Raw genomic sequence first — 20,050 nt, 5'->3', positions numbered from 1 at the left:
TCATCTGGTGTCAGCGGAAACCCACGACGACGCAGCTTTTGAAATAACTCCCAGAGAAACGCGGGTAACTTGGGTGGCTTCACAGCTTGGCAAAAGCCTCCATTGCGCGTTGGCGATCGCTCTCTTGTTTGAGCAATGCTCCAAAATACGGCAGTTTGTCGAGTTCTTCGACCGGAGTTTTTACCGCTTCTAGATAACCCACCCAATCCAGCAGTTCACTTAAACCCGGTCGCTTGCTAAGATCAACTATTTTGGGGTCGCGAAGCTTTAACAAAACTTCGATAGCTTTTTTGCTCAATTCTGGGTTAGAAATTTGGTGAGTTGCTAAAACCTGTTGCAAATCCTCCTCTGTTTGGGGAAATTCAACGTAGTGAAAAATGCATCGGCGCAGAAACGCCGTTGGTAAAGCTTTTTCTTCATTGTGCGTGACAAACACGATGGGGCGTAATGCTGGGTTGTCGCCAACGGCGTAAGATATATCTGGAGCCTCAGTTACGCGAAACTCTAGCCGATCCAACTCCCATAACAAATCATTGGGAAAATCGAGATCAGCTTTGTCGATTTCGTCAATCAGCACCACTGAACGACGCCCATATTGAGCGCGGGCGATCGCTCTCCCCAAAGGACCTAAACGAATATAGTTCTTAATTTCTCGACTACGCAATCCTTCAGCCCCTAACTGAGCATCATAAAGGCGATTAACAGCATCATAGGTGTAAAGTAAATCCTGGGCGCGACTAGTGGACTTGATGTAGCTGACTTCTAAAGGTAAGCCCAACGCATAAGCGACAGCATAGGCTAAGCGTGTTTTCCCACAACCAGGTTCGCCTTGTAATAGTAAAGGACGACCTAAGGCGATCGCCAGGTTAACCGCCTCAACTAACTTATCATCAGGTAAGTAAGGTTCCTTCTCTATTGTTATCCTTTTTTGTGTAGGGTCTTTCTGAGATACGGTTACTTCCAGAGTTTCGATTTCACGAGAGTCCGGTAAGGATTTGTAAGCGATTGTAGAGAAGCTGGTAGACGTATCAACAGATCGCTTAGACATAAGCCTGAATCCTTTGCTCCAGTTCTTGTAGAAAATCTTTTGCTGAAAGGTTTTGTTGCAAAAGTTCCCGAGTTTCTTCTATATGCTCATATACACGTATGATATCCAGCAGTTCACTTTGAGAGTCGCTTTGGGAGGTATCCTGACAACACGCAGTAATCATTATTCTCTTCCACTCCTGCATAACTTCTTGTTGTGTCCATCCCAGACTGTTTGTCACTTCGCGAACCCACAGATGTGCATGCACTTTCTTAAATTGTGGAGGATTTAGCGGTATCACATCTTTTGGAAAAATACAGCCTTCACTGCCCCACATAATTAAGATTAAGCGGTTTTGGAAATTGTTTTTGAATTCGGTAGAAATTTTTTGCCAGAAGTCATGGGGAATGTTTAAATTCTTGTCAAATATCTGAACTTGAATAGGACAAATGATTTCGCTAGTTTGTAGGAGTTTTTTGTACCGATTGATTTGTGTAACGGCTCTTTCCACAGAAGTGATTCGCGGATCTAGTGCGAGAGATGTTTTGACTTGGATGTTACTCGTATCAAGTCCATCCTTCAACCGCTGACAAAAGTTTTTCTGAAAAATAGCATCACCACATGGTACACATAGCCCAACCAATCCTTGCTTGCCATCTAATTTTTCTACACAGTCTTCAATTAATTGGTTTAAATCAAAATTGCATGGATTTAGCAATCTATGAGATTGTTTTGTTGTCGCTTGCTCTTGCCGCAGTTGTTCACAAAATGGCTTTAACTGAGTATTATTGGATTTTTGACTACATACAGCAGAAATAAGTTTCGTCAGCCTATCTTCAGATTCTGCCCATGTAATCAGCTCGAACATTACATCAGAATAGGTTGCACCACTACTGACCGCAATTTCATTCAGATTTTTATCTAGTTTAAATCTGATAAACTGTTTTAATTCTCCTTGGTTAGGAAAGGCGCTGAGTAAAGCGTTTTGTAATTGTTGGAACTTTTCCCCATCTAGCTGCATCGTGGCTAAGTCAGTTGAGAGCATTTAATAAGCTAAAACACATTGAAATTGCATATTTCCGGTTAACTTTAATTTTACCTTTTGCCTTTCTTCCCTTTCTGCCAACTTTGACTATTAGGTTGTTTGGTAAATTCCCCTTTGGGAAACAGCCGCGCTTCCAGTTCTTCATAACTTCCTTCAAAGTCACACTTACCATATAAAGGACATTTTCGGCAGTAAACGCCTTCAGTGTAGCGTTCTAAGTTCTCGCGGTTGAAAAAATACGGTTTGTGGCTGAAGGTGCTGGCTACCCACTGCCACGACATATTATTACTTGCTGGATCACCATCTAAAAGATGTTGAAGAAACCACTTTGCTCCCGCTTGCCAACGAATACGCCGCCAATGGACAATGTAAGCTGCTATCCACATCCGTGCATGGTTGTGCAGGTAGCCAATTTCCCGCAGATCATGACTGAAGCTGTCGATGCACACTCGTCCTGTGGTGCCTTGTTTAATATCATCGGGTAACTCAGGTGCATATTCAGCAACAGTATACCCAGTTTTGTACTCCTCTTGGTCTTGCCAAATGCGATCGCCCAGCTTGACATATAGCCGTTGCCAGTAGTCACGCCAACCCAACTCGTTAATGAGTTTCGTTGCATCATCTTGGGATTTGACGCGCCCAAGAACGTAATCCCGAATTTCGCGTAAGCTGAGAACGCCATAACGAATGTAAGGAGAAAGCCGTGTAACAGCACCTGTGAAAAAGTTACGTGTTTTTGCGTAGCGTACGGAGTCTACTTTTTGTAGTACCGCCTCAGCGGCTTTACGTCCACCGACGGTTTCGCTGATATGATCATCCCGTTCTGCGGCTTTGGGGAATTGTTCGCGGAGGTAGGCTACCAACTCATCGCGGTTGGTAAAGTCGCGTTGCATATCTTTAGTCATTTTGCGTCAAAATAGCAGGTTAAAATAGCCAGATGAGTAAAGTTACAGCTTTACAAATAAAGCTTGCCGACCCAGGCTAATTTCCTATTATCGCGTATCTATTGCATCACCCACCATTTCACCATTTGTTAGGAAATTTTCACCATACAATGGTTAATATCACTTTTTGATTGAACTATGGTTCAAGTCATCCAGGCTCAAAATGTCTCTCTTAGCTATTTAGAAGAAAGATTTGGTTTGCAAGTAGTGGAGAATGAGGAATTTTTTACAGAGTGGTTTGAGGGTTTACCTGAAATCACAGTTTTAGAAAAGCAATATTTAGACAGAGTTAAAACCAACTTCCTCAGATTGGTTAAGCGCCCACCAATTTTAGAGGATGCGGTAAAAATGGTAGTGTTGTCTCCTTTATTAGATTTAGCCGGCTTTTATAGTGAACCTTTTTTTATTGCTACCGAAGAATCTATAGAAATTGCCTTGGAGGATGAAGAAGAAATTATCAGAGGGCGAATAGATGTTTTAGTTCTGCAACAGCAGTTGTGGTTGTTGGTTATTGAATCCAAAAGGGCTAGTTTTTCTCTTTTAGAAGCAATACCCCAAGGATTCGCTTACATCCTGGCAAATCCTAATCCAGAAAAACCTGTATTTGGATTAGTATCGAATGGTAGCCATTTTATTTTCCTGAAACTGCCTCAGCAAGATAAACCAAAGTATGCTTTATCTGATGAATTCACTCTGTTAAGACGAGGAAATGAATTATATCAAGTGCTTGCTGTATTAAAAACACTGGGTACAATTATCAGCCAATAGCTATGTCTCAACGCCCTATTTATCTCGATTGCCAAGCGACTACACCTGTGGATGAACGGGTACTTGCTGCTATGCTACCCTTTTTTACAGAACATTTTGGCAACCCCTCCAGCATCAGTCATGTTTACGGTTGGGAAGCGGAAGCTGCTGTGAAACAAACGCGGGAAATTTTGGCAGCAGCAATTAACGCAACGCCAGAAGAAATTGTCTTCACTAGTGGTGCGACAGAAGCGAATAATTTAGGTATCAAAGGTGTTGCTGAAGCCTATTTTCAAAAAGGACAGCATATTATTACTGTTGTCACTGAACATAGCGCAGTTCTTGACCCTTGCAAGTATCTTAAAACCCTTGGTTTTGAAATTACATTCCTTTCAGTCCAAAAAGATGGGCTGATTGATTTAACCGAGTTGGAAAAAGCTTTGCGTCCCGATACTATTCTCGTTTCAGTGATGGCGGCGAATAACGAAATTGGTGTGTTGCAGCCATTGGCAGAAATTGGCGCAATGTGCCGAGAACGTAATGTCCTTTTCCACACCGATGCAGCACAAGCTATTGGTAAAATACCCCTAGACGTGCAGGCGCTGAAAATTGATTTAATGTCGCTAACAGCACATAAAGTCTACGGTCCCAAGGGTATTGGTGCGCTGTACGTTCGCCGTCGTAATCCTAGAGTGCAACTTGCTCCGCAGCAGCATGGTGGTGGACATGAACGCGGAATGCGTTCTGGCACATTGTATACACCGCAAATTGTAGGATTTGGTAAGGCTGTGGAGATTGCTTTAGAAGAACAAGCGACAGAAAGCCAACGCCTGACGCAACTCAGGCAAAGATTGTGGGAACAACTTTCTCAGCTTGAGGGAATTCATCTCAATGGACATTCCACTCAGCGATTACCGGGAAATCTAAATATTAGTATTGAAGGGGTAGATGGATCTGCATTGCTGTTAGGGTTGCAACCAGTGATGGCGGTGTCTTCTGGATCTGCTTGCTCTTCTGCAACAACTGCCCCTTCCCATGTTCTCACAGCACTGGGACACTCGGAAGCGCTCGCTTATGCGTCAATACGCTTTGGTATAGGACGGTTCAACACGGTTGAGGAAATTGACAAGGTGGCACAGCATACAATTGCCACCATTCAAAGCTTAAGAAAACAAGATTCATTTGCAATGGGTAATCGGTAAGTGTTTTGAGCAACAGGTGCAGTGGGCGATCGCCCAAGGGGCAGTGGCAAAGCCAATCGCTGGTTGTACCGCACTGCTGGAGGCGATCGCCATATGTGACATACATCGGACTTACGCAGAAGAGATCCCCCAACCCCCTTAAAAAGGGGGCTTTTAAGATTCCCCCCTTTTTAAGGAGAGCCAGCCTTGTTTTGGGGGTTCCTCGCGGACTGGCGTGGGCTAGGGGGGATCGAGGTTTCGGGTTTTCAGTGCGTAAGTCCTGATACAGATAAATTTATAATTCCTGCGTTACCTCACCCGCCTCTCTTCCCCTCTCCGCAAGTTCGGAGAGGGTTGGGGTGAGGTTCTTCGTTTTTTATAAGTACTCATCCGGACATCATATTAGCCAACGCTAGCAGCACGAGACAACCAAACACAGCGAAAATGTTCAGCTATTGGGAGTGCTTTGAGAAATTCCTGCACGGATTCTAATTTCCATTTCAAGGGTGCAGTGGGTGATATCTTAGATGCCGTTGCTGCATAGCGTAGGATTGCTTCCATCAACGCCGCTACCTCGATAAGAGGTTGTGTGTGCAAAAAGGAGGGGAAAATACGAGCTTCAAAGGTAAATTTATCAGGGATGGGGTGAATTAGGTTTTTGAGGTTAAAGTCACAATATTTTGTTAACTCAAGTTTGGCAAGACGTGCTTTAGCATCAAACCACGACAGATCGCAAAAATCCGATTCGTTGATCAATACCAACAACTCCTCGTCCCACATTCCCAAACGTCTGCATCTGGAATTAGTTCCCACCAATCGTTTTAAATTTTCTCCATGTGTCCATAAGAGATTCACTAGATTAGCGAAAACAGGGGCAGAACATAAGGGGATAGCATCGAAGTGCAGGTGGGTTGCACCTTCAGCAGGAATTGTGAAGCCAATAGCACGTGCTGCTGATAAGAGAACCTCCAGGCGATCGCCATGATTGCTATCAATAGGTGGCGTAATTAACTCACAAGGACGTTCTCGTTCTCCTGGTAGAGGTGCGGCGATCGCAATTGGATTGTCTGTATTATCAGCAATACGTACCATCCCCCCAGGTCCTGCTTCCGCATAGGTAGAAAATAAACTCGCAATTGGCTTCAGGACTGTAGTAAGGGAATCAGCAGGGTTAGCTTGGCTGTTCACCAGTTGCAGAAGTCTAGTATCGTCACTGACAATTCGATACCATCCTGGTTTGGGTTTTTGAGTTTTATCCAAGTCATCCTGAAGGGTGAGATCATCCACACATCTTGCAATCAAACGCCCCTGTTGATCAATCACCTCAAACCCCAAAGTCAGATTTTGGAACAAGGGAGTTCCCGGAACCTGACTTGGTTCAGACTGAGGATGAAAGACACGACGCACTCCCGCATCATGTTGTTGGGCTATCAACTCTGCTAAGTCCTGTCTGCTGAGTCCCCGAGGTGCCATCAGCTCAATTTCAAAGCCAATTTTCCAGTTCAAAGACATATAGCGTAATTCAATTGAATAAAGTAATTAATTATCTGTGTCCATCTGTGTCCATCTGTGGTTCATTATTTCTTTGTGTACCTTACTCCGGGTTCTTACCGCTATAAGTGTTTCGTAATGACATCCACCCTGCACTTCCTAGATCTAGCGGCGAGAATATCGTAACGCTTGTTCAATCATCTCGTTATTGCCTAAAATGAGATTGCGCTCAATGCGTAGTTTTGCATCCATAGGTGAGCGATCGCCCCAAAATTTAGCCAGTGCTCTTGCATCATCATAGGAATAGTTTGACACTCTAAAAAATTTGTAGGAGCTAGGGTTTTTCGCTGGTTTCACTGACTGTAAAGCGTTCACTCTTGCATCTACAAGAAACTGATTGAGGATAGCAACATTTTCTGGACCCCAAAGAATCTTTCTGCCCATTCGAGCTTTGGCATCGCTTACCGACTGTCCCCAATAATCTGCCAAAACACGGGCATCCCAATAGTCGTATTTGCTATTAAAAAAAGCTTGAAGTTCTTGTTCTTCTGTCCTGTTTTGTGCTAATAGAATATTGCCGTTCTCTCGTTGAGCGCTCAATTGAGTTGATAAAGTAGTGCTACTAGTCTCTTGGGCAACAGCTGCATTGATAGAAGTGCCAACAGAACATAGCAAAGTTAATAACAATAAGAAAATCTTAAAATTACATTTCATTTTGAATCAATCCTGTATTTTGGATATTTGATTTTGACTTTTTTTCTGGACAATAGAGGTATTAGTTTGACCTAATAATGACTCATAAAATCTCTTTTTTCTCTCTGCGCTAATGGACACTTTCTTCAACGGGACGGCAGTTGCTTCAACGAAGAGAACCCCGGCACAGAAGTGTCCTCCTCTGTGCCTCTGCGGTTTTAAAGTAATTTAACCACAGAGACGCTCCAGAACACAGAGTAAAGAGGTTAAAAAGGAATTCAGTTTTGGAGTTTTCTCCCTTGATTTGATTAATGTTTGGTTTCAATTATTAATACAGTCTTGAAGAAGGACTTTTCTGAAAATCGCAGAAATTTCTAGTAGCTTGCTCAGGCTTTAATAATTTGCGGCTTTCTGTCCAACAGAACAGCAACGAGCAGCAAAAAATCAAGTCACTTCCAAAAGATATTGCACATATCATCGTTTAGCTGCGCTACTGGACTGCTTGCAGCACAGTTTCTATTGCTCGCTCTTTTTGCGGGTCTGCACCTTGAGCATACTCCAATGAGAATGGAACGTTAATATCAGGCGTGACTCCTTTACCTTCCAACCGTTGATTTTCGTTGATAAACACATTTGAAACTGCTAAGTAAAGGAAGCTACCATCTGACATCAAAAAAGGACGACCAGCAACCACTGCTCCCGTTGTCTTGGAACCAACCACAGGTCCTATTTTATGTTGCTGGAAGGCGTACGCCAAAATTTCCTTACTACTTCTGCTCCCTTCATTAATGACCATAACTACAGGCTTTTTCCATTGAGAAATATAAGTATATCTTTTGCCATTGCGGGGAATACTGGTAATACTAGGACCTTCTTGTGCAGTGAAGATGTTGAGATAACCAATATCTCCTCCACCCCAACCATCTCGTAAATCCAAAACCAACGCTTGTGCATCTCTAAGGCGACCGTAGATCAGGTCTTCTCGAAGTTTCTCCTGATCTGGCTCAGCAGCATTTGACCAGATATGAACGTAGCCAATTTTCTTACCGTTGCGTTGAATAACCTGGGTACTAGCTTGCTGCGCCTCCAGAAACATAGTAGACGCATCGAACATCTTCGGAGTCACAACAATTTTTTCTTGGCTGTTGGCGTCTGGTGTTCTTTGAATCAACAGCGTAACTTTCTGACCTGCGTTACCTGTAAAAGATTGTATCGGCTGGTAAGGACGATTATCTACGCTTAGGAGTTGGTCGCCCACTTTTAACCCAGTTTTAGCAGCTGGGCTTCCATCGAGAATACCACTGACAAAGGTCTTACCATTAATGTCTTTGGTAATTGCACCAATACCACTGTATTCAATCTTGCCTTTCGGGAAGAATTTCTTTAACTGCTTTTGAAACTCGGGGTTCCTTGCCTGAAAAATCCCCAAAAGCTGGTAGTATGCTGGCTCATTTGGAATGTAAAACCGGGTGTGAGAGGTTCGCAATTCCGAAAGCATCTGATTGATAACACCAGCAACTTCTTGGTTAGATTTGGTTCGCACGGCTTGAGGTTCATACTTTTGCCGCATTGCTTTCCAGTCCACTCCGTTAAGTTTTGGATCGTAAAAGTTTTCGTTGACAGTTTGCCAGACTTGGTCAAAGATTTTAATCTCTGGTTTTGCTAGTGTTTTCGCTAATGGCGAGGTCAACCAGAGGAGAAGCAATACTGAGACACTTATCAGCGTTGCTGTAGCAAACCTATTTAATTTCGGGGGGACAAGTCTTTTCATGATGTCTGCTTTGCGGTTGTTCTTCTAGGGTAGACGCGTTGTAGAGACTTAAGATGCTATGTCTGTAGATCAGATTTATTAGACAACGCTGATTCATGAAAATCTTCTGCTATTGGTTCCGCTTTTTGCCAAAACGTTTCACCAATAACTCCACCTCTGGTATTTCATCAAACTAACTAAAACCGCAAATACCCTTAAGCCAAAATTTCGACCAATACTCAATTGCAATAACCTGCTCAGTATTCTTTCACTACTCCAAAGAACTTCATCAACAAGCTATACCCGCCACCCCACTAGCACCAATCAAACTTAGTTGATTCGGTCAGAAGCCCGACGTCTCACCCGGAGGGGAGCGTGGGATGAATGACCGGGTACTCAAAACGAATTTTTACACCAGAACCCTTATCACCAACACAATGTAGAGACGCGCCATGGCGAGCCAGCGCCCTTTGGAGGGTCTCCCTCCGTAGGCGACTGGCGTCGCGTCTCTAAAAACGTGATTTTTTACACATCAACCTTAACTGAACCGTATTGGATTATAGAGGGTACCCTTGAGGGTACTTAGGGATTTCCAAGAAATAAATTATCCTCAATTGTGGGGGAGCCAGCAGGCATCGAAGTACTGTACAAGTCAATTAACTTGAACCACCGCTTTGCAACAGATGATTAAGCTGACTTTCTAACCATTGCATAAACATCTGATTTAAGATATTTTCCCGTATTGTAGTGGTAAGTTCAGATGGAATAAACTCTTCTACTGTCAATAAATGAATTCCCTCTTGAGTTGTCACTGGACCAATTAATTCTCCTACGCCAGCATTAAACACAATAACTGCTAGTTCTGGATTGAAATTGTAGCGGTAAACTTGCCCTACATAACCACATTTATCACGGCGTCTTTCATCAATATCATAGAGATGGGCTGCTTCATAAAAACTAATTTGTTGCTCCGAAATTTGATAAAAGAGTTCCTGAGCTAAATCTTGATAGGGGACAACCAATTGATAAAGCAATACCTGATCAAATTCACGCTGATGTTGAATAAAAAATATTTCTACTTCTTGGCTAAATAAAGATTCAGATAATTTCTGCTCTAGCAGGCGATCACGAATTGCTTCTTCCCAATCTTCTACAGTAAGCATCTGGTTTGTTAACCACACAATAATATCGTCATTTGTCTCCAAATGTTTTTCCAAGCGCCAGTAGTTTGTCTCTATCTGAATTTCTTCTGGAGTCACTATTAAACTTCTTTCCTGAGCCGCTTGACAAATAATGTTTTTATAGAAAATTTTCTGGCAAATTTCCTTCAATTGTAAATTTTTGCGCAGGTAGCTAATGATTTCTATCGAGTCTACAGATAGACCAAAAAAATTTACTATATAGCCATTTTGATTATACATACTCACTCCTCTCATAAATGCCATTGTTCCTTCAAACGAATGACTAATGAGATTTCAGAAGTTTCTAGATCCAAAGCTATCTGCACGTTTGCTACTAGAGCGCCAGTACAGAATATGGATGGACACAATACCCACACCATAAAATGTTTTACCTGATGCTTCATCAACTAATTTTGCCGTTTCTTAGTCTTTTTTTTAGCCTATTGTTATCTGTAAAAATTCCGCTAAAAACTTGACTACATGGATGAAAATTTAGTTTAGAGAAGAAATGTATTGTAAGAAATTACTTGGCTATTTGAAGGTCAATATTTTTTGTATTTCGCGTTAAATCTTATGAGCCAGCTTTTCAACTTTTCTGTAATGCTACCTGTTCTTGCGCATAGTATTCCTTATTAAAGTAGTAGTAGCTGTGGCGTTCATTTTCTGGAATCACTCCATTTATCACCTGTCCTATGACATTCTGACCAGATTTTTCTAAAACTTCCATAGCAATAGCGGCGTTAACAGAATCCACTACTCCCGGTCGAACTACCAACAAAACACCATCAGCCATTTGACCTAGAGTCGCAGCATCAGCAGCAACCGTTAATGAAGGAGCATCAATGATTACGAAGTCATAGGTAGCAGCAAAAGTTTCAATCAAACCAGCCATTTTTCTGGAGTCAAGCAGCGAGGCTGGAGAAGGAGGTACTACGCCAGCAGTAAGAATATCTAAATTATCCATGACGGTTTTGACTGCTGTCTTTAATTGCGCTTGTCCAACAATCACATTGCTCAGACCTTTATCATTTGTTAAATCCCAAATTCGATGCTGAACTGGGCGGTGCAAATCTGCATCTACCAGTAATACTTTACGCTCCATTTGCGCTATTGTTAGAGCTAAATTGGCAGCTACTGTTGACTTACCTTCCTGCGGTACAGAACTCGTGATGACCATAGTTCTTAATTCTTTATCTGCACTCACAAATTTCAAATTAGCTCGTAGCATCCGGTAAGATTCACTAATAGGAGAACGAGGTATATTTCTAACAACAAGTCTTTGGCTATAAGGCTCTAGTTCTTCCTGACGGCGAGGAGATTTTTTAGAATTACTAAAGGCAGGTATGACACCCAAAAAAGTCAATTTTAATAATTCTTTTACCTCATCAACAGTCTTAATGGATTTATCTCTTGCTTCCAAAATATACATACTTGCTAAACCAGCTAAGCTAGCAATTAAGGCTGCACTCAGGTACGAAATCATAGGAGAAGAAGTCGGATCTTCATAAACTTGGGCAGCAGATATAATGCGGGCGTTGCCTACATTCTGATTTTCGGCAATACGGCTTTCTTGAAGCTTTTGTAATAACAGCGAATAGGTAGATTGCGCAGCTTCTAACTGACGTTGTAACTCTCGTTGTTGTTGCTCCAATCTTGGCAACAGCTTCAGCCTGTTTCTATAGTTACCCTGTAGGTTGCTTAAAGCCATGACTTGATTAGTTAAACCCAAACGGGTTGTCTCTAATTCCACTAACCTCGCACTGAGTGTTTGTTGCAATTCTCCAATTTGCAAGTTGTGATTTACATTTGATGGCGCGGTTCCTACAACCTCTTTGACACGCGTTTTTAGTATTTGTCTGAGCGCTGCTAAGTTACTTTTTAAATTGATAATTTCAGGATGATTTTCCTGCAAAATAACTCTCTTAGCAGCAAGTCGAGTTTCTAGCTGTTGGATTTCTGTGAGTACATCTTGCACCCCTCGAGACTGACTCACTGAAGTTGTACTAACTGCTTGCTGAGAGTTCATCTTCAATTGGTTGCGGATAGCGCGAGACTGAGCATCGAGATCGGCAATTCTAGATTGAGAGTCGCCAATTTGTTTGTGGAAGTCAGCCATTCTTTCCACTGCTCTAGTTGCTTCCTCTGTCAAGGCAACAACTTGATTTTTTTCTTTAAACTGGCGGAGTTGTGCATCTACTTTGCGGACAACTAATTCGGCTTTTGGTAAATGTTCCTCTAGAAATTTGCGGGCGGCGGCAACTTCCATTCTATGGAAAACGATATTTTGGTCTAAATAGTTTTGCATCAGCGTATTAACAACCTCTGCTGCTGTTTTCGCGTCAGTGTCTCTGTAAGAAACTTGTAAAACATCGCTACCCTTAACGTCTTTAATTGTCAACATTTTCATAAATTCCTTTATGGTTAAGGGTTTCCCTTTTTTGTTTTTCAAGTTGAGTTGGTTGATAGTTTTCTGCACAACCGGAACAGAACGAATGACTTCTGCCTCTGTGTTTAAAGGATTACTTCTATCAGTTACCAAGGGTTCTAACCTGCTGATTTCTGTTCCTACTCCTGTAAGGGAAGAAATCGTGTTAGTTCTTTGAAATGATAGTTTTCCTTCTGCCTCATAAGCAGGCTTTTTCAAAGAGAGAGTTAGCAGTGAGATCAGGAAAACCGGGAAAAATATTGCTGCAGTAGGTAACCAATGGCGCTTGACGAGGTACAAGTATTTGGCGAAATTTAAACTAGTTTCTTGTGTTTCCATAATGTTTAAAGCAATTTTCAGTTTATGTTAATTATTATGATTGTTAGTTAGATGAAATATTCATTGCATCGCTAAACCATTTGAAATTTTCAGAGATAATTTGTTTATGCTGTAAATTAGCTACAAAACCGTGAATAAGGAAGAGCGATTTTTGCTATGGTTACAGTGAATAGCATAAATTGCATCAATGACTCGCTCTAAGTCCTCACTTGTGAGATTCGAGCCAGAAGGTAAGCACAAACCGCGTGCAAATAAATCTTCTGACACAGCACCACCAACATATTCACAATCAGCAAATACTGGCTGGAGGTGCAAAGGCTTCCAAACTGGGCGGGATTCTATTTGCTGTTCGGCAAGGGCAAGCCGTACTTGCTCTCGATCAGCCCCAAAAGCCTCAGGATTTATTGTTAGGCAAGTTAGCCAGCGAGTTGCTTGACCGAAACTCACTTCTGGCATAAATTCAATGCCTGGTAGCTTTCCTAAAGCCTTTTGGTAGATATCAAAGTTGCGTCTTCTAGCTGCAACTCGCTCGTTCAAAACACGCAATTGACCCCGCCCAATCCCAGCCAAAACATTGCTAAGCCGATAATTGTAACCAATTTCTGAGTGTTGGTAATGGGGAGCGCGATCGCCCTTGGCGGGGCTTTGCCCATCGCGTGCTTGGGTTGCTAAAAAACGAGCCTTGCTCACCAGCTGTTCGTCGTTAGAAACCAACATCCCGCCGCCAGAGGTCGTGATAATTTTATTACCGTTGAAGGAGTAAATACCAATTCTTCCAAAGGTTCCGGGCGAACGTCCTTTATACGTGGCTCCTAAAGATTCTGCTGCATCTTCAATCAAAGGAATTCCATAGCGATCGCAAGCTTCTACAATCGGGTCGATATCTGCGCTTTGACCGTATAAGTGTACAACTATAACAGCTTTGGGCAAGTTTCCCGTTCTAGCACGGCGCTGTAGTGTTTCCCACAATAAGTCGGGATTCATGTTCCAAGAAATGCGATCGCAGTCAATAAAGACTGGTTTTGCTCCTAAATAGGTAATCGGGTTCGCAGTAGCCACAAACGTTAGGCTAGAACAAAAAACTTCATCTCCTGGCTGTACACCAACCAAACGCAAAGCTAAATGGATCGCTGCTGTACCGGAACTTACAGCAGCACCATGACTTGCACCTATAACTTGACAAAATTCTTGCTCGAAAGCATCGACATGAGGGCCAACAGGGGCAATCCAGTTCGTATCAAAGGCTTCTTTGACAAATTCTAGTTCGCGATCGCCCATATGGGGAGTTGAGAGGAGAATTGGTTTATTCATAGTTCTGTTTGACTTTTCACAAGCCAACCCAAGATTATTTTTGTATAGCAGGGAACTCTTAACAGGGAACAGACTTGTAAGTCTCGTGGTGTCCGTATTTTCTCATGAGTTCATGTCCTAATTTACCTGGCAACTGCTATATTTATTTTGTACAAACAAAATACAGCATTCCCTGATTTGGTGCTTGTTTTAATGTTTCTAAGGAAGTATGCATTCTCCCTTGACTCACCTGAAAATCAGAACCAAGGGCAACTATTTTAAAATTTGCTGATTGGATAATTTGGTATGCTTCTTCAAGCCGATACCAATATAAATAAGGTGGTTTATCAAGCAGTGACTCTAAATTTATTTCACCCGCATACTTCAGTTGGGGAAGATATTGAATTGAGCGATTGACATTACAAAATTTTCTCAAGATGCGTAAATACGCTAAATAGAGTGTATATAATGGGCTAGTCACTCTACTGTCAAAATTGAGCAATGAAAATATTGCTGTTCCACCTTTTTTTAAAATACGATATGCTTCTTGAAACGCATTGTACCTCCCTGCTTCATCTTCTATAAGAGAAATGACTTGCTGGAGATAAAGCAATTGTTCAAACTCACCATCTTTGTAGTTTAATGATATTGCATTATCAACAGAAAAGCAGATATTGTTGAAATTATTTTTATTTTTCGCTATCTCAATAAAATCTGATACATAATCAAAGGCATAAAGGTCTTTAAAACCTATTTTATGCATTGATGAAACTATTCTGCCTCCTCCTGTACCAGCCTCTAGAGTTTTCAGGCTTTTATCTAAAAAAGTTTCTATGAAAAATTTTTCTTCTGGTAATAAAGAATATTCCTTATATGCCCAAAAATTAAACTCGTCCGTACTATACAATTCCTTGATACTAGATATTTTCATTGTGTCAGTCATCTTGAAAACCTCCTGAATTCTATTTCAATTGCAAAAGGATACCATTGTATAAAAACTGTCTTTACTCGGATGAAAAGTGTAAAAAACTAAGAAATTTCTCTTAGTTTTGCTCTTGATAACGGTAAGCAGGAAAAAAGCGAGAATTTAGTAGTTGTTCAGAAGGAATGTTCAAATATTTTGCCTGCTGCTCAACTAAAGAAAGGTATTTTTTTTCATCTATAATCAGACGCATGGTCAAAAAAATATGCCTTACTTTAGAAAAAGTAGCTTTGAAATGATAGAGGCTATTTTGTGTACCTCCCAGTCCACCTCCCAAGTGTACAATTTTATTTCCACGTTCTTTAGCCCAAAATCTCACATAATCAATTTCTAGGGAATTGGGGGAAACGTTGCAAAACTTAGTTCTCGTTCCCCGGAACAAACTCTGCACTATACCGGAGTACTCAGTATATAAAGCTCCTGAAGCAACCTCATTATCAATTTCTACTATACATAAATGTAGTTTTTCCCCCAGTAAGGCTTTCATGTGAGAAAAATATTCATGATTGAAAGTATAATAAAATGCTGCAGAACCCACTCGCGTCATTGTCTCTACATAAATTTCCGCAAATTGTTCAATGTATTCCTCAAATATCACCATCCTGGCTTTTAATCCATTTTGCTTGCATTGATTAATTATTTTTCTGCGGTCTGACTTGGTCTGACTCCATATTTTTTGCTCAGACAGTTCCAAATTTATAGAGACTGTTTTCCCATTATCTGTAAAAATATCCAAATGAGATGTAGATAAATTCTGGTTAATAATGGGATGCAATCTAAAAAAAGCAGAGCAAGCTCCCTTTTCTTTTAACACCTGTTTTAACTCATTGATAGCAATATCCAGAAAATCTGAGGTGTTCACAGCTGTCTGGCTCAACAAAATTCCTGGATAGCCATAAGGTGAGACTACATGAAAAATTTCTTGTATATTTTCTGATGAAGTCCCTATGTCATTGCAGCTACGCAATAAATACGGTGCAAAAAGAATTCGGTCGTCATCAACTATCAAAATCGCTTCTGGAAGCGTTTTGGTTCTGATGGCTTCCAGAGCAAAGTATTCAGGCAAGTGATAAATATCATGCCGGATTTTTTGTAGTGTTTCTAACCACAAAGGATTTGATAATTGAATAATTTGGGTATTCATGCAACCACAGCATTGAGAAGCTCTAAATTATTTGTGAATCGTTGCAGTTGGTCTGGTTCAACGATCATTTCATTCCAATACTTGAAAATGGCGATCGCTCGCACTTGAGGTACTGGAATAGAATCGCCTAGAACATAATGCCGTACGAGGTAATCCACCTCGTTAAATCCAGCATAAGCACGCAGAGGAGTGGTACCAGAGAAACGGGCATTAATCTCGAAAATTTTCGGGATTCCTTGCTCAACCCGGAATTGAAAATTTAACGGTCCCGTTCCACCCAATTCTTCAGCAATCTTTGCTAGCAAACAGTTGAAAGGAGCATCAGGTTCGATATAAGCGCGATAAGTATTGCCATCGCGCAAATCACGCCGCATGGTGACTACTGCCTTAGCAATTCCCATATCTACGACTACGCCACTGGTATACTCTTGCTCAGCATTGGCAACACATTCTTGAATGACAGGATTTTCTACTTGGCTTAATGCTTGATAGAGTTCTTCCTCATTCCTCACGAGGTGAACACCAATAGAACGAGCACCAGTCCGAGGTTTAACGATGAATGGAAAATCGCATTCCCGCAACAGCTTAGAAATGCCACTAGGCAAAGCTGATTTGGGGCAAGGAAATTCATTTGCTCGCAGGAACTCATAAGTCAACCATTTATCATCAGCGATTTGGATGACATGAGGTGGGCTAACAATGATTCGCGTTTTATAGTTAGATTCTAGCTCTAACTTATTTTGAGCATAGGTGAGGAGTTCTACATCTGTACCAACCAGAACCACATCAGGTCTTTCGCGTTCAAGAATGCGGCAGACGACATCTAAATAAGATGGGTCTGTCGCTAAGGGAACTAAGTATGATTGATCTGCCCAATACAACCCAACAGCACGGGGATCGGGATCTACCGCAATGATGTGGTAAGGAGTATCAGCCATCCGTAGACTCTTGATGATACCCTGACCTAATACAGCACCCGCTCCAGTCACTAATACTTTCATCACGCTCCCACTCCTAACCGAAATAACTGATCTCGACAATTAGCTAGCTGCTCTAGACGATGCATGTCTGAACCAATAGAAACATAAGGGTTAACTTCTGCACATAACTCTAGGAAATTAGGGAGATTACGTATGTAAGAAGTATTGATTTCTATAGCGATGTTTCGCTCTAGGCTGACCTTCATTAACTCGCGCATTAACTCTGCTGGAAACTCGCCGTGAAGTCTATAATACATACCACCGGGGTGAGCTAACACATCTATAGGTGCAAACTTCAGTAAGCCCAGAGCGAGTTCAAATTCAATTTGGGCAAATCCTTGTGAAGTTAGGTGAGACACATTGATATACCCCCCTTGACCATTCGGAAAGCGGTGAACGCTACCTAACACCAGATCGCACTCAGCCAGAATTTCCTCTGAGACATCCAATTCACCGTTGAAATCAAGTGCCTTGGCTTCACAACCTACCAATACCTTAAGTTGAAAATAAGACTCTGCATTTGACCTGACTTCTTGGGCAAACTCTGGAAACCAATCTGTATCTTTGCGGACATGTTCTGTGAAGGCTACGCAACTTAAACCTTGGTGGACAGACAACTGGAGGATATCTGAAACTGTAGCTTTGCCGTCTGTCCGACTCGTATGCATATGTAGATCGCAGTTGATATCAGACCACTGTAGATCAAGAAAGCGTCTAAATTGATACGGTTTGTGAGAATTTTTAGTCTTTGTACTTTTTTCAAGCGCTATAGTCATTATTACATCTCCTTGACATGAATTGATTTTTCGGTGCAAGTTCAGAGGGTCTATGTGACCTAGCCAAGAGTAGTTAGTGGTTAATGATTCCATAAACTATGTAGCTACTAACCACTAACCAGTAAATTTCTAAGGATTTCCTTTGAATTCAAACATGGTTGCAGCTTCCGGATGGTTAATGCCTTCACGTTTGAGAATTTTCCATACTGTCAAAACCATGATCCACAAATCTAATTGCAGGGATTGATGGTCTATGTACCAAACATCCAAAGCGAACCTTTCTTCCCAAGGGATCATATTGCGACCATTAACTTGTGCCCAACCTGTGATTCCTGGTGTAAGTTCATGACGGCGAGCTTGTTCAGGCGAGTAGCGATTCAGGTACTGTATTAATAAAGGACGAGGACCAATAAAGCTCATGTCACCTTTGAGTACATTCCACAGTTGAGGTAGTTCATCTAAGCTGGTTTTTCGGAGAAATTTACCCAGAGGTGTCAAGCGTCGTCCATCAGAGAGTAAGCTGCCATCGCGACCTCTGTCATTGGTCATGGTACGAAATTTATAGAAGATAAAAATACGACCATTTTTACCCGGGCGGGGTTGACAGAAGAAAATCGGACGCCCCATCTTGCTGTAAATGGCGATCGCAACTATGAGCATCACAGGTGTCAAAGCCAATAAGGCGATTGCTGCTACGACGCGATCGCATACAGGCTTAATGAATCTGTTATAGGTTGTGACACGCTCACCCTGAAAATGTTTAGCGTTCATAGATAGATATATCCTTAAAGTCTAATCAATGCAAAAACTTTGGTAGCTAGGTTTTTCATCACCCAGAAGCACTGGCGAATTCTTTACGCGGTAAAGCCTCGGTATACAAAGCCTCGTATTGCTTTAGAATTTGTGACACTTCATAGTTAGCGATCCGCTCTCGCCCACGCTGACCCATCGCTCTAGCTGCTTGTGGGTTATCCAGCATCCATGCCATTGCTGCCGTCAGTGCCTGTATATCTCCCACCTTGACGAACAGACCACAGCCTCCTTCTAGTAAGTCACGAGTTCCACGGATATCCGTACCAAGTACTGGAGTCTCCATACACATAGACTCCATGACACAATTGGGTAATCCCTCTTGCTCAGAAGCAAGCACAGTAGCTATTGCCGCACTCATTAAAGTAGGAATATCCCGGCGTACACCCAAAAAGCGAACTTGATTTTCCAAACCCAATTGAGATGCTAACTGCTGCGTCTGGGTCATGAGTGGTCCATTACCAGCAAAAGCCAAATATACATCCGGTCTCGCTAGGCGAGCAAATGCTTTTAAAACATCTTGAGGATGTTTGCGCTTAATGAACTCAGCGACCGAGAGAAATAGTGGAGAATTAGGTGGTAGACCTAACTCTTGGCGCAGCTGCATGATCTGGGCTTCAGAAATAATATGACGATGAAAACGCTCTGTATTCAGCCCTGTTCCTGGTATGTAGCGGATTTGTTCATCCTTGACAAGACGATAACGCTTTTGAGCCTCCTCGTCTTCGTGATTCACCACAACTAGATAGTCTGTCCAAGGTCCAGCCAGCTTTTCTAGTCCCAGAAAAACAGAGTTTTTGATTGCTGCTCCTCCACGGTAGAAGTGAAACCCTTGGGCGGTGTAGATCATCTTAAATTTGCCCTGCTTTCGTAAATCATTCAGCGCTAAGCGAGTAACAAATGCAGCAACAGGTGTGGTTACATTTACTATGTCGTACTCCTGTTGTGCCATCACCTCTCGAATTTGTTGTGGAGCAACCATGAGGTTTTGCGGCTTTAAGGGGTTGCGCGACCACTCTACATCCCAAACGTGATCAAAAAGTTCCAAGCATTTAGGATCGGTAGAGATTCCAGCCGCCATACCATCGACACACCAGCCCTTAGCTTGTAAGTGGCGTGTAATGTAAGGGAAAAAGCTACTGAGTGTCACTGGAATTGTCGCAACTATTAAAAGTTTTTGCATAGTTCTTCTCTACTTCTAATTCTCTTGGTATTTGCTTACAGGGGTTCTTATCCGGATAAAGT

18 protein-coding genes are annotated in these 20,050 nt (G+C 41.9%); 3 read left to right on the top strand and 15 right to left on the bottom strand.

The genetic code is table 11. The annotated features are described in order from the left end of the window. Nucleotides 1–79: 79 nt before the first annotated feature. The 3 genes from V5G28_RS16390 to V5G28_RS16380 are packed head-to-tail and all read right to left on the bottom strand — an operon-like array spanning nucleotide 80 to nucleotide 2,977. The gene (locus V5G28_RS16390) at nucleotides 80–1,048 is read right to left on the bottom strand and encodes an AAA family ATPase (protein ID WP_332991276.1); all 969 of its coding nucleotides are present in this window, start codon (nucleotides 1,046–1,048) and stop codon (nucleotides 80–82) included. After that, nucleotides 1,041–2,072 carry an effector-associated domain EAD1-containing protein gene (locus tag V5G28_RS16385; RefSeq protein WP_332991274.1) on the bottom strand — a complete coding sequence of 344 codons (1,032 nt, stop codon included), beginning with the start codon at nucleotides 2,070–2,072 and terminating at the stop codon, nucleotides 1,041–1,043. The genes V5G28_RS16390 and V5G28_RS16385 overlap by 8 nt, the downstream gene beginning before the upstream one ends. Nucleotides 2,073–2,122: 50 nt before the next feature. Then, nucleotides 2,123–2,977: an FAD-binding domain-containing protein gene (locus tag V5G28_RS16380; protein ID WP_332991272.1), complete on the bottom strand. Its 855-nt coding sequence runs from the start codon at nucleotides 2,975–2,977 to the stop codon at nucleotides 2,123–2,125. 177 nt (nucleotides 2,978–3,154) lie between these two features. On the opposite strand from V5G28_RS16380, the gene V5G28_RS16375 reads away from it, so the two are divergent. From V5G28_RS16375 to V5G28_RS16365, 3 genes are read left to right on the top strand one after another with little or no spacing between them, the layout of a single operon-like run. After that, nucleotides 3,155–3,784, top strand: coding sequence for a type I restriction endonuclease (locus V5G28_RS16375; protein WP_332991269.1), 630 nt, complete (start codon nucleotides 3,155–3,157; stop codon nucleotides 3,782–3,784). Nucleotides 3,785–3,786: 2 nt separating this feature from the next. Continuing rightward, on the top strand, nucleotides 3,787–4,965 hold the full coding sequence (locus tag V5G28_RS16370; protein WP_332991267.1) for an IscS subfamily cysteine desulfurase: 1,179 nt from the start codon (nucleotides 3,787–3,789) through the stop codon (nucleotides 4,963–4,965). Then, nucleotides 4,946–5,107, top strand: coding sequence for a hypothetical protein (locus V5G28_RS16365; protein WP_332991265.1), 162 nt, complete (start codon nucleotides 4,946–4,948; stop codon nucleotides 5,105–5,107). Before V5G28_RS16370 ends, V5G28_RS16365 begins: the two co-directional genes overlap by 20 nt. Before the next feature lie 239 nt (nucleotides 5,108–5,346). Here V5G28_RS16365 and V5G28_RS16360 read toward each other — a convergent pair whose 3' ends face one another. From V5G28_RS16360 to V5G28_RS16305, 12 genes are all read right to left on the bottom strand, one after another. Next, a complete protein-coding gene (locus tag V5G28_RS16360; RefSeq protein ID WP_332991263.1) occupies nucleotides 5,347–6,456 on the bottom strand; it encodes an amidoligase family protein in 1,110 nt (369 codons plus the stop codon). A 144-nt stretch (nucleotides 6,457–6,600) separates the two neighbouring features. Next, entirely contained in the window at nucleotides 6,601–7,149 is a 549-nt protein-coding gene (locus V5G28_RS16355) for a hypothetical protein (protein ID WP_332991261.1), read from the bottom strand. A 469-nt stretch (nucleotides 7,150–7,618) separates the two neighbouring features. Beyond that, nucleotides 7,619–8,899 (bottom strand): S41 family peptidase, encoded by a 1,281-nt coding sequence (locus V5G28_RS16350; RefSeq protein WP_332991259.1) that lies wholly within the window; start codon nucleotides 8,897–8,899, stop codon nucleotides 7,619–7,621. 635 nt (nucleotides 8,900–9,534) lie between these two features. Next, on the bottom strand, nucleotides 9,535–10,299 hold the full coding sequence (locus V5G28_RS16345; protein WP_332991257.1) for a peptidylprolyl isomerase: 765 nt from the start codon (nucleotides 10,297–10,299) through the stop codon (nucleotides 9,535–9,537). A 346-nt stretch (nucleotides 10,300–10,645) separates the two neighbouring features. Continuing rightward, nucleotides 10,646–12,823, bottom strand: a complete 2,178-nt coding sequence (locus tag V5G28_RS16340) for a GumC family protein (RefSeq protein WP_332991255.1) — start codon at nucleotides 12,821–12,823, stop codon at nucleotides 10,646–10,648. Between the two features lie 120 nt (nucleotides 12,824–12,943). Next, on the bottom strand, nucleotides 12,944–14,134 hold the full coding sequence (locus tag V5G28_RS16335; RefSeq protein ID WP_332991253.1) for a DegT/DnrJ/EryC1/StrS family aminotransferase: 1,191 nt from the start codon (nucleotides 14,132–14,134) through the stop codon (nucleotides 12,944–12,946). 142 nt (nucleotides 14,135–14,276) lie between these two features. Further along, the gene (locus V5G28_RS16330) at nucleotides 14,277–15,056 is read right to left on the bottom strand and encodes a class I SAM-dependent methyltransferase (protein WP_332991250.1); all 780 of its coding nucleotides are present in this window, start codon (nucleotides 15,054–15,056) and stop codon (nucleotides 14,277–14,279) included. Nucleotides 15,057–15,156: 100 nt separating this feature from the next. Then, nucleotides 15,157–16,239, bottom strand: a complete 1,083-nt coding sequence (locus V5G28_RS16325) for a peptidoglycan bridge formation glycyltransferase FemA/FemB family protein (protein WP_332991247.1) — start codon at nucleotides 16,237–16,239, stop codon at nucleotides 15,157–15,159. After that, nucleotides 16,236–17,240: an ATP-grasp domain-containing protein gene (locus V5G28_RS16320; RefSeq protein WP_332991389.1), complete on the bottom strand. Its 1,005-nt coding sequence runs from the start codon at nucleotides 17,238–17,240 to the stop codon at nucleotides 16,236–16,238. The genes V5G28_RS16325 and V5G28_RS16320 overlap by 4 nt, the downstream gene beginning before the upstream one ends. Further along, nucleotides 17,240–17,995, bottom strand: coding sequence for a PHP domain-containing protein (locus tag V5G28_RS16315; protein WP_332991244.1), 756 nt, complete (start codon nucleotides 17,993–17,995; stop codon nucleotides 17,240–17,242). Before V5G28_RS16315 ends, V5G28_RS16320 begins: the two co-directional genes overlap by 1 nt. A gap of 129 nt (nucleotides 17,996–18,124) precedes the next feature. Then, nucleotides 18,125–18,766 carry a sugar transferase gene (locus V5G28_RS16310; RefSeq protein ID WP_332991243.1) on the bottom strand — a complete coding sequence of 214 codons (642 nt, stop codon included), beginning with the start codon at nucleotides 18,764–18,766 and terminating at the stop codon, nucleotides 18,125–18,127. 58 nt (nucleotides 18,767–18,824) lie between these two features. Further along, on the bottom strand, nucleotides 18,825–19,988 hold the full coding sequence (locus V5G28_RS16305; protein ID WP_332991241.1) for a glycosyltransferase: 1,164 nt from the start codon (nucleotides 19,986–19,988) through the stop codon (nucleotides 18,825–18,827). Between the last annotated feature and the right edge of the window lie 62 nt (nucleotides 19,989–20,050).

It is taken from the genome of Scytonema sp. PRP1 (assembly GCF_036697665.2).
GTDB lineage: Bacteria > Cyanobacteriota > Cyanobacteriia > Cyanobacteriales > Nostocaceae > Kalymmatonema > Kalymmatonema gypsitolerans.
The sequence above is the reverse complement of the archived record's forward strand: the minus strand, read 5'-3'. Positions and strand labels throughout refer to the sequence as shown.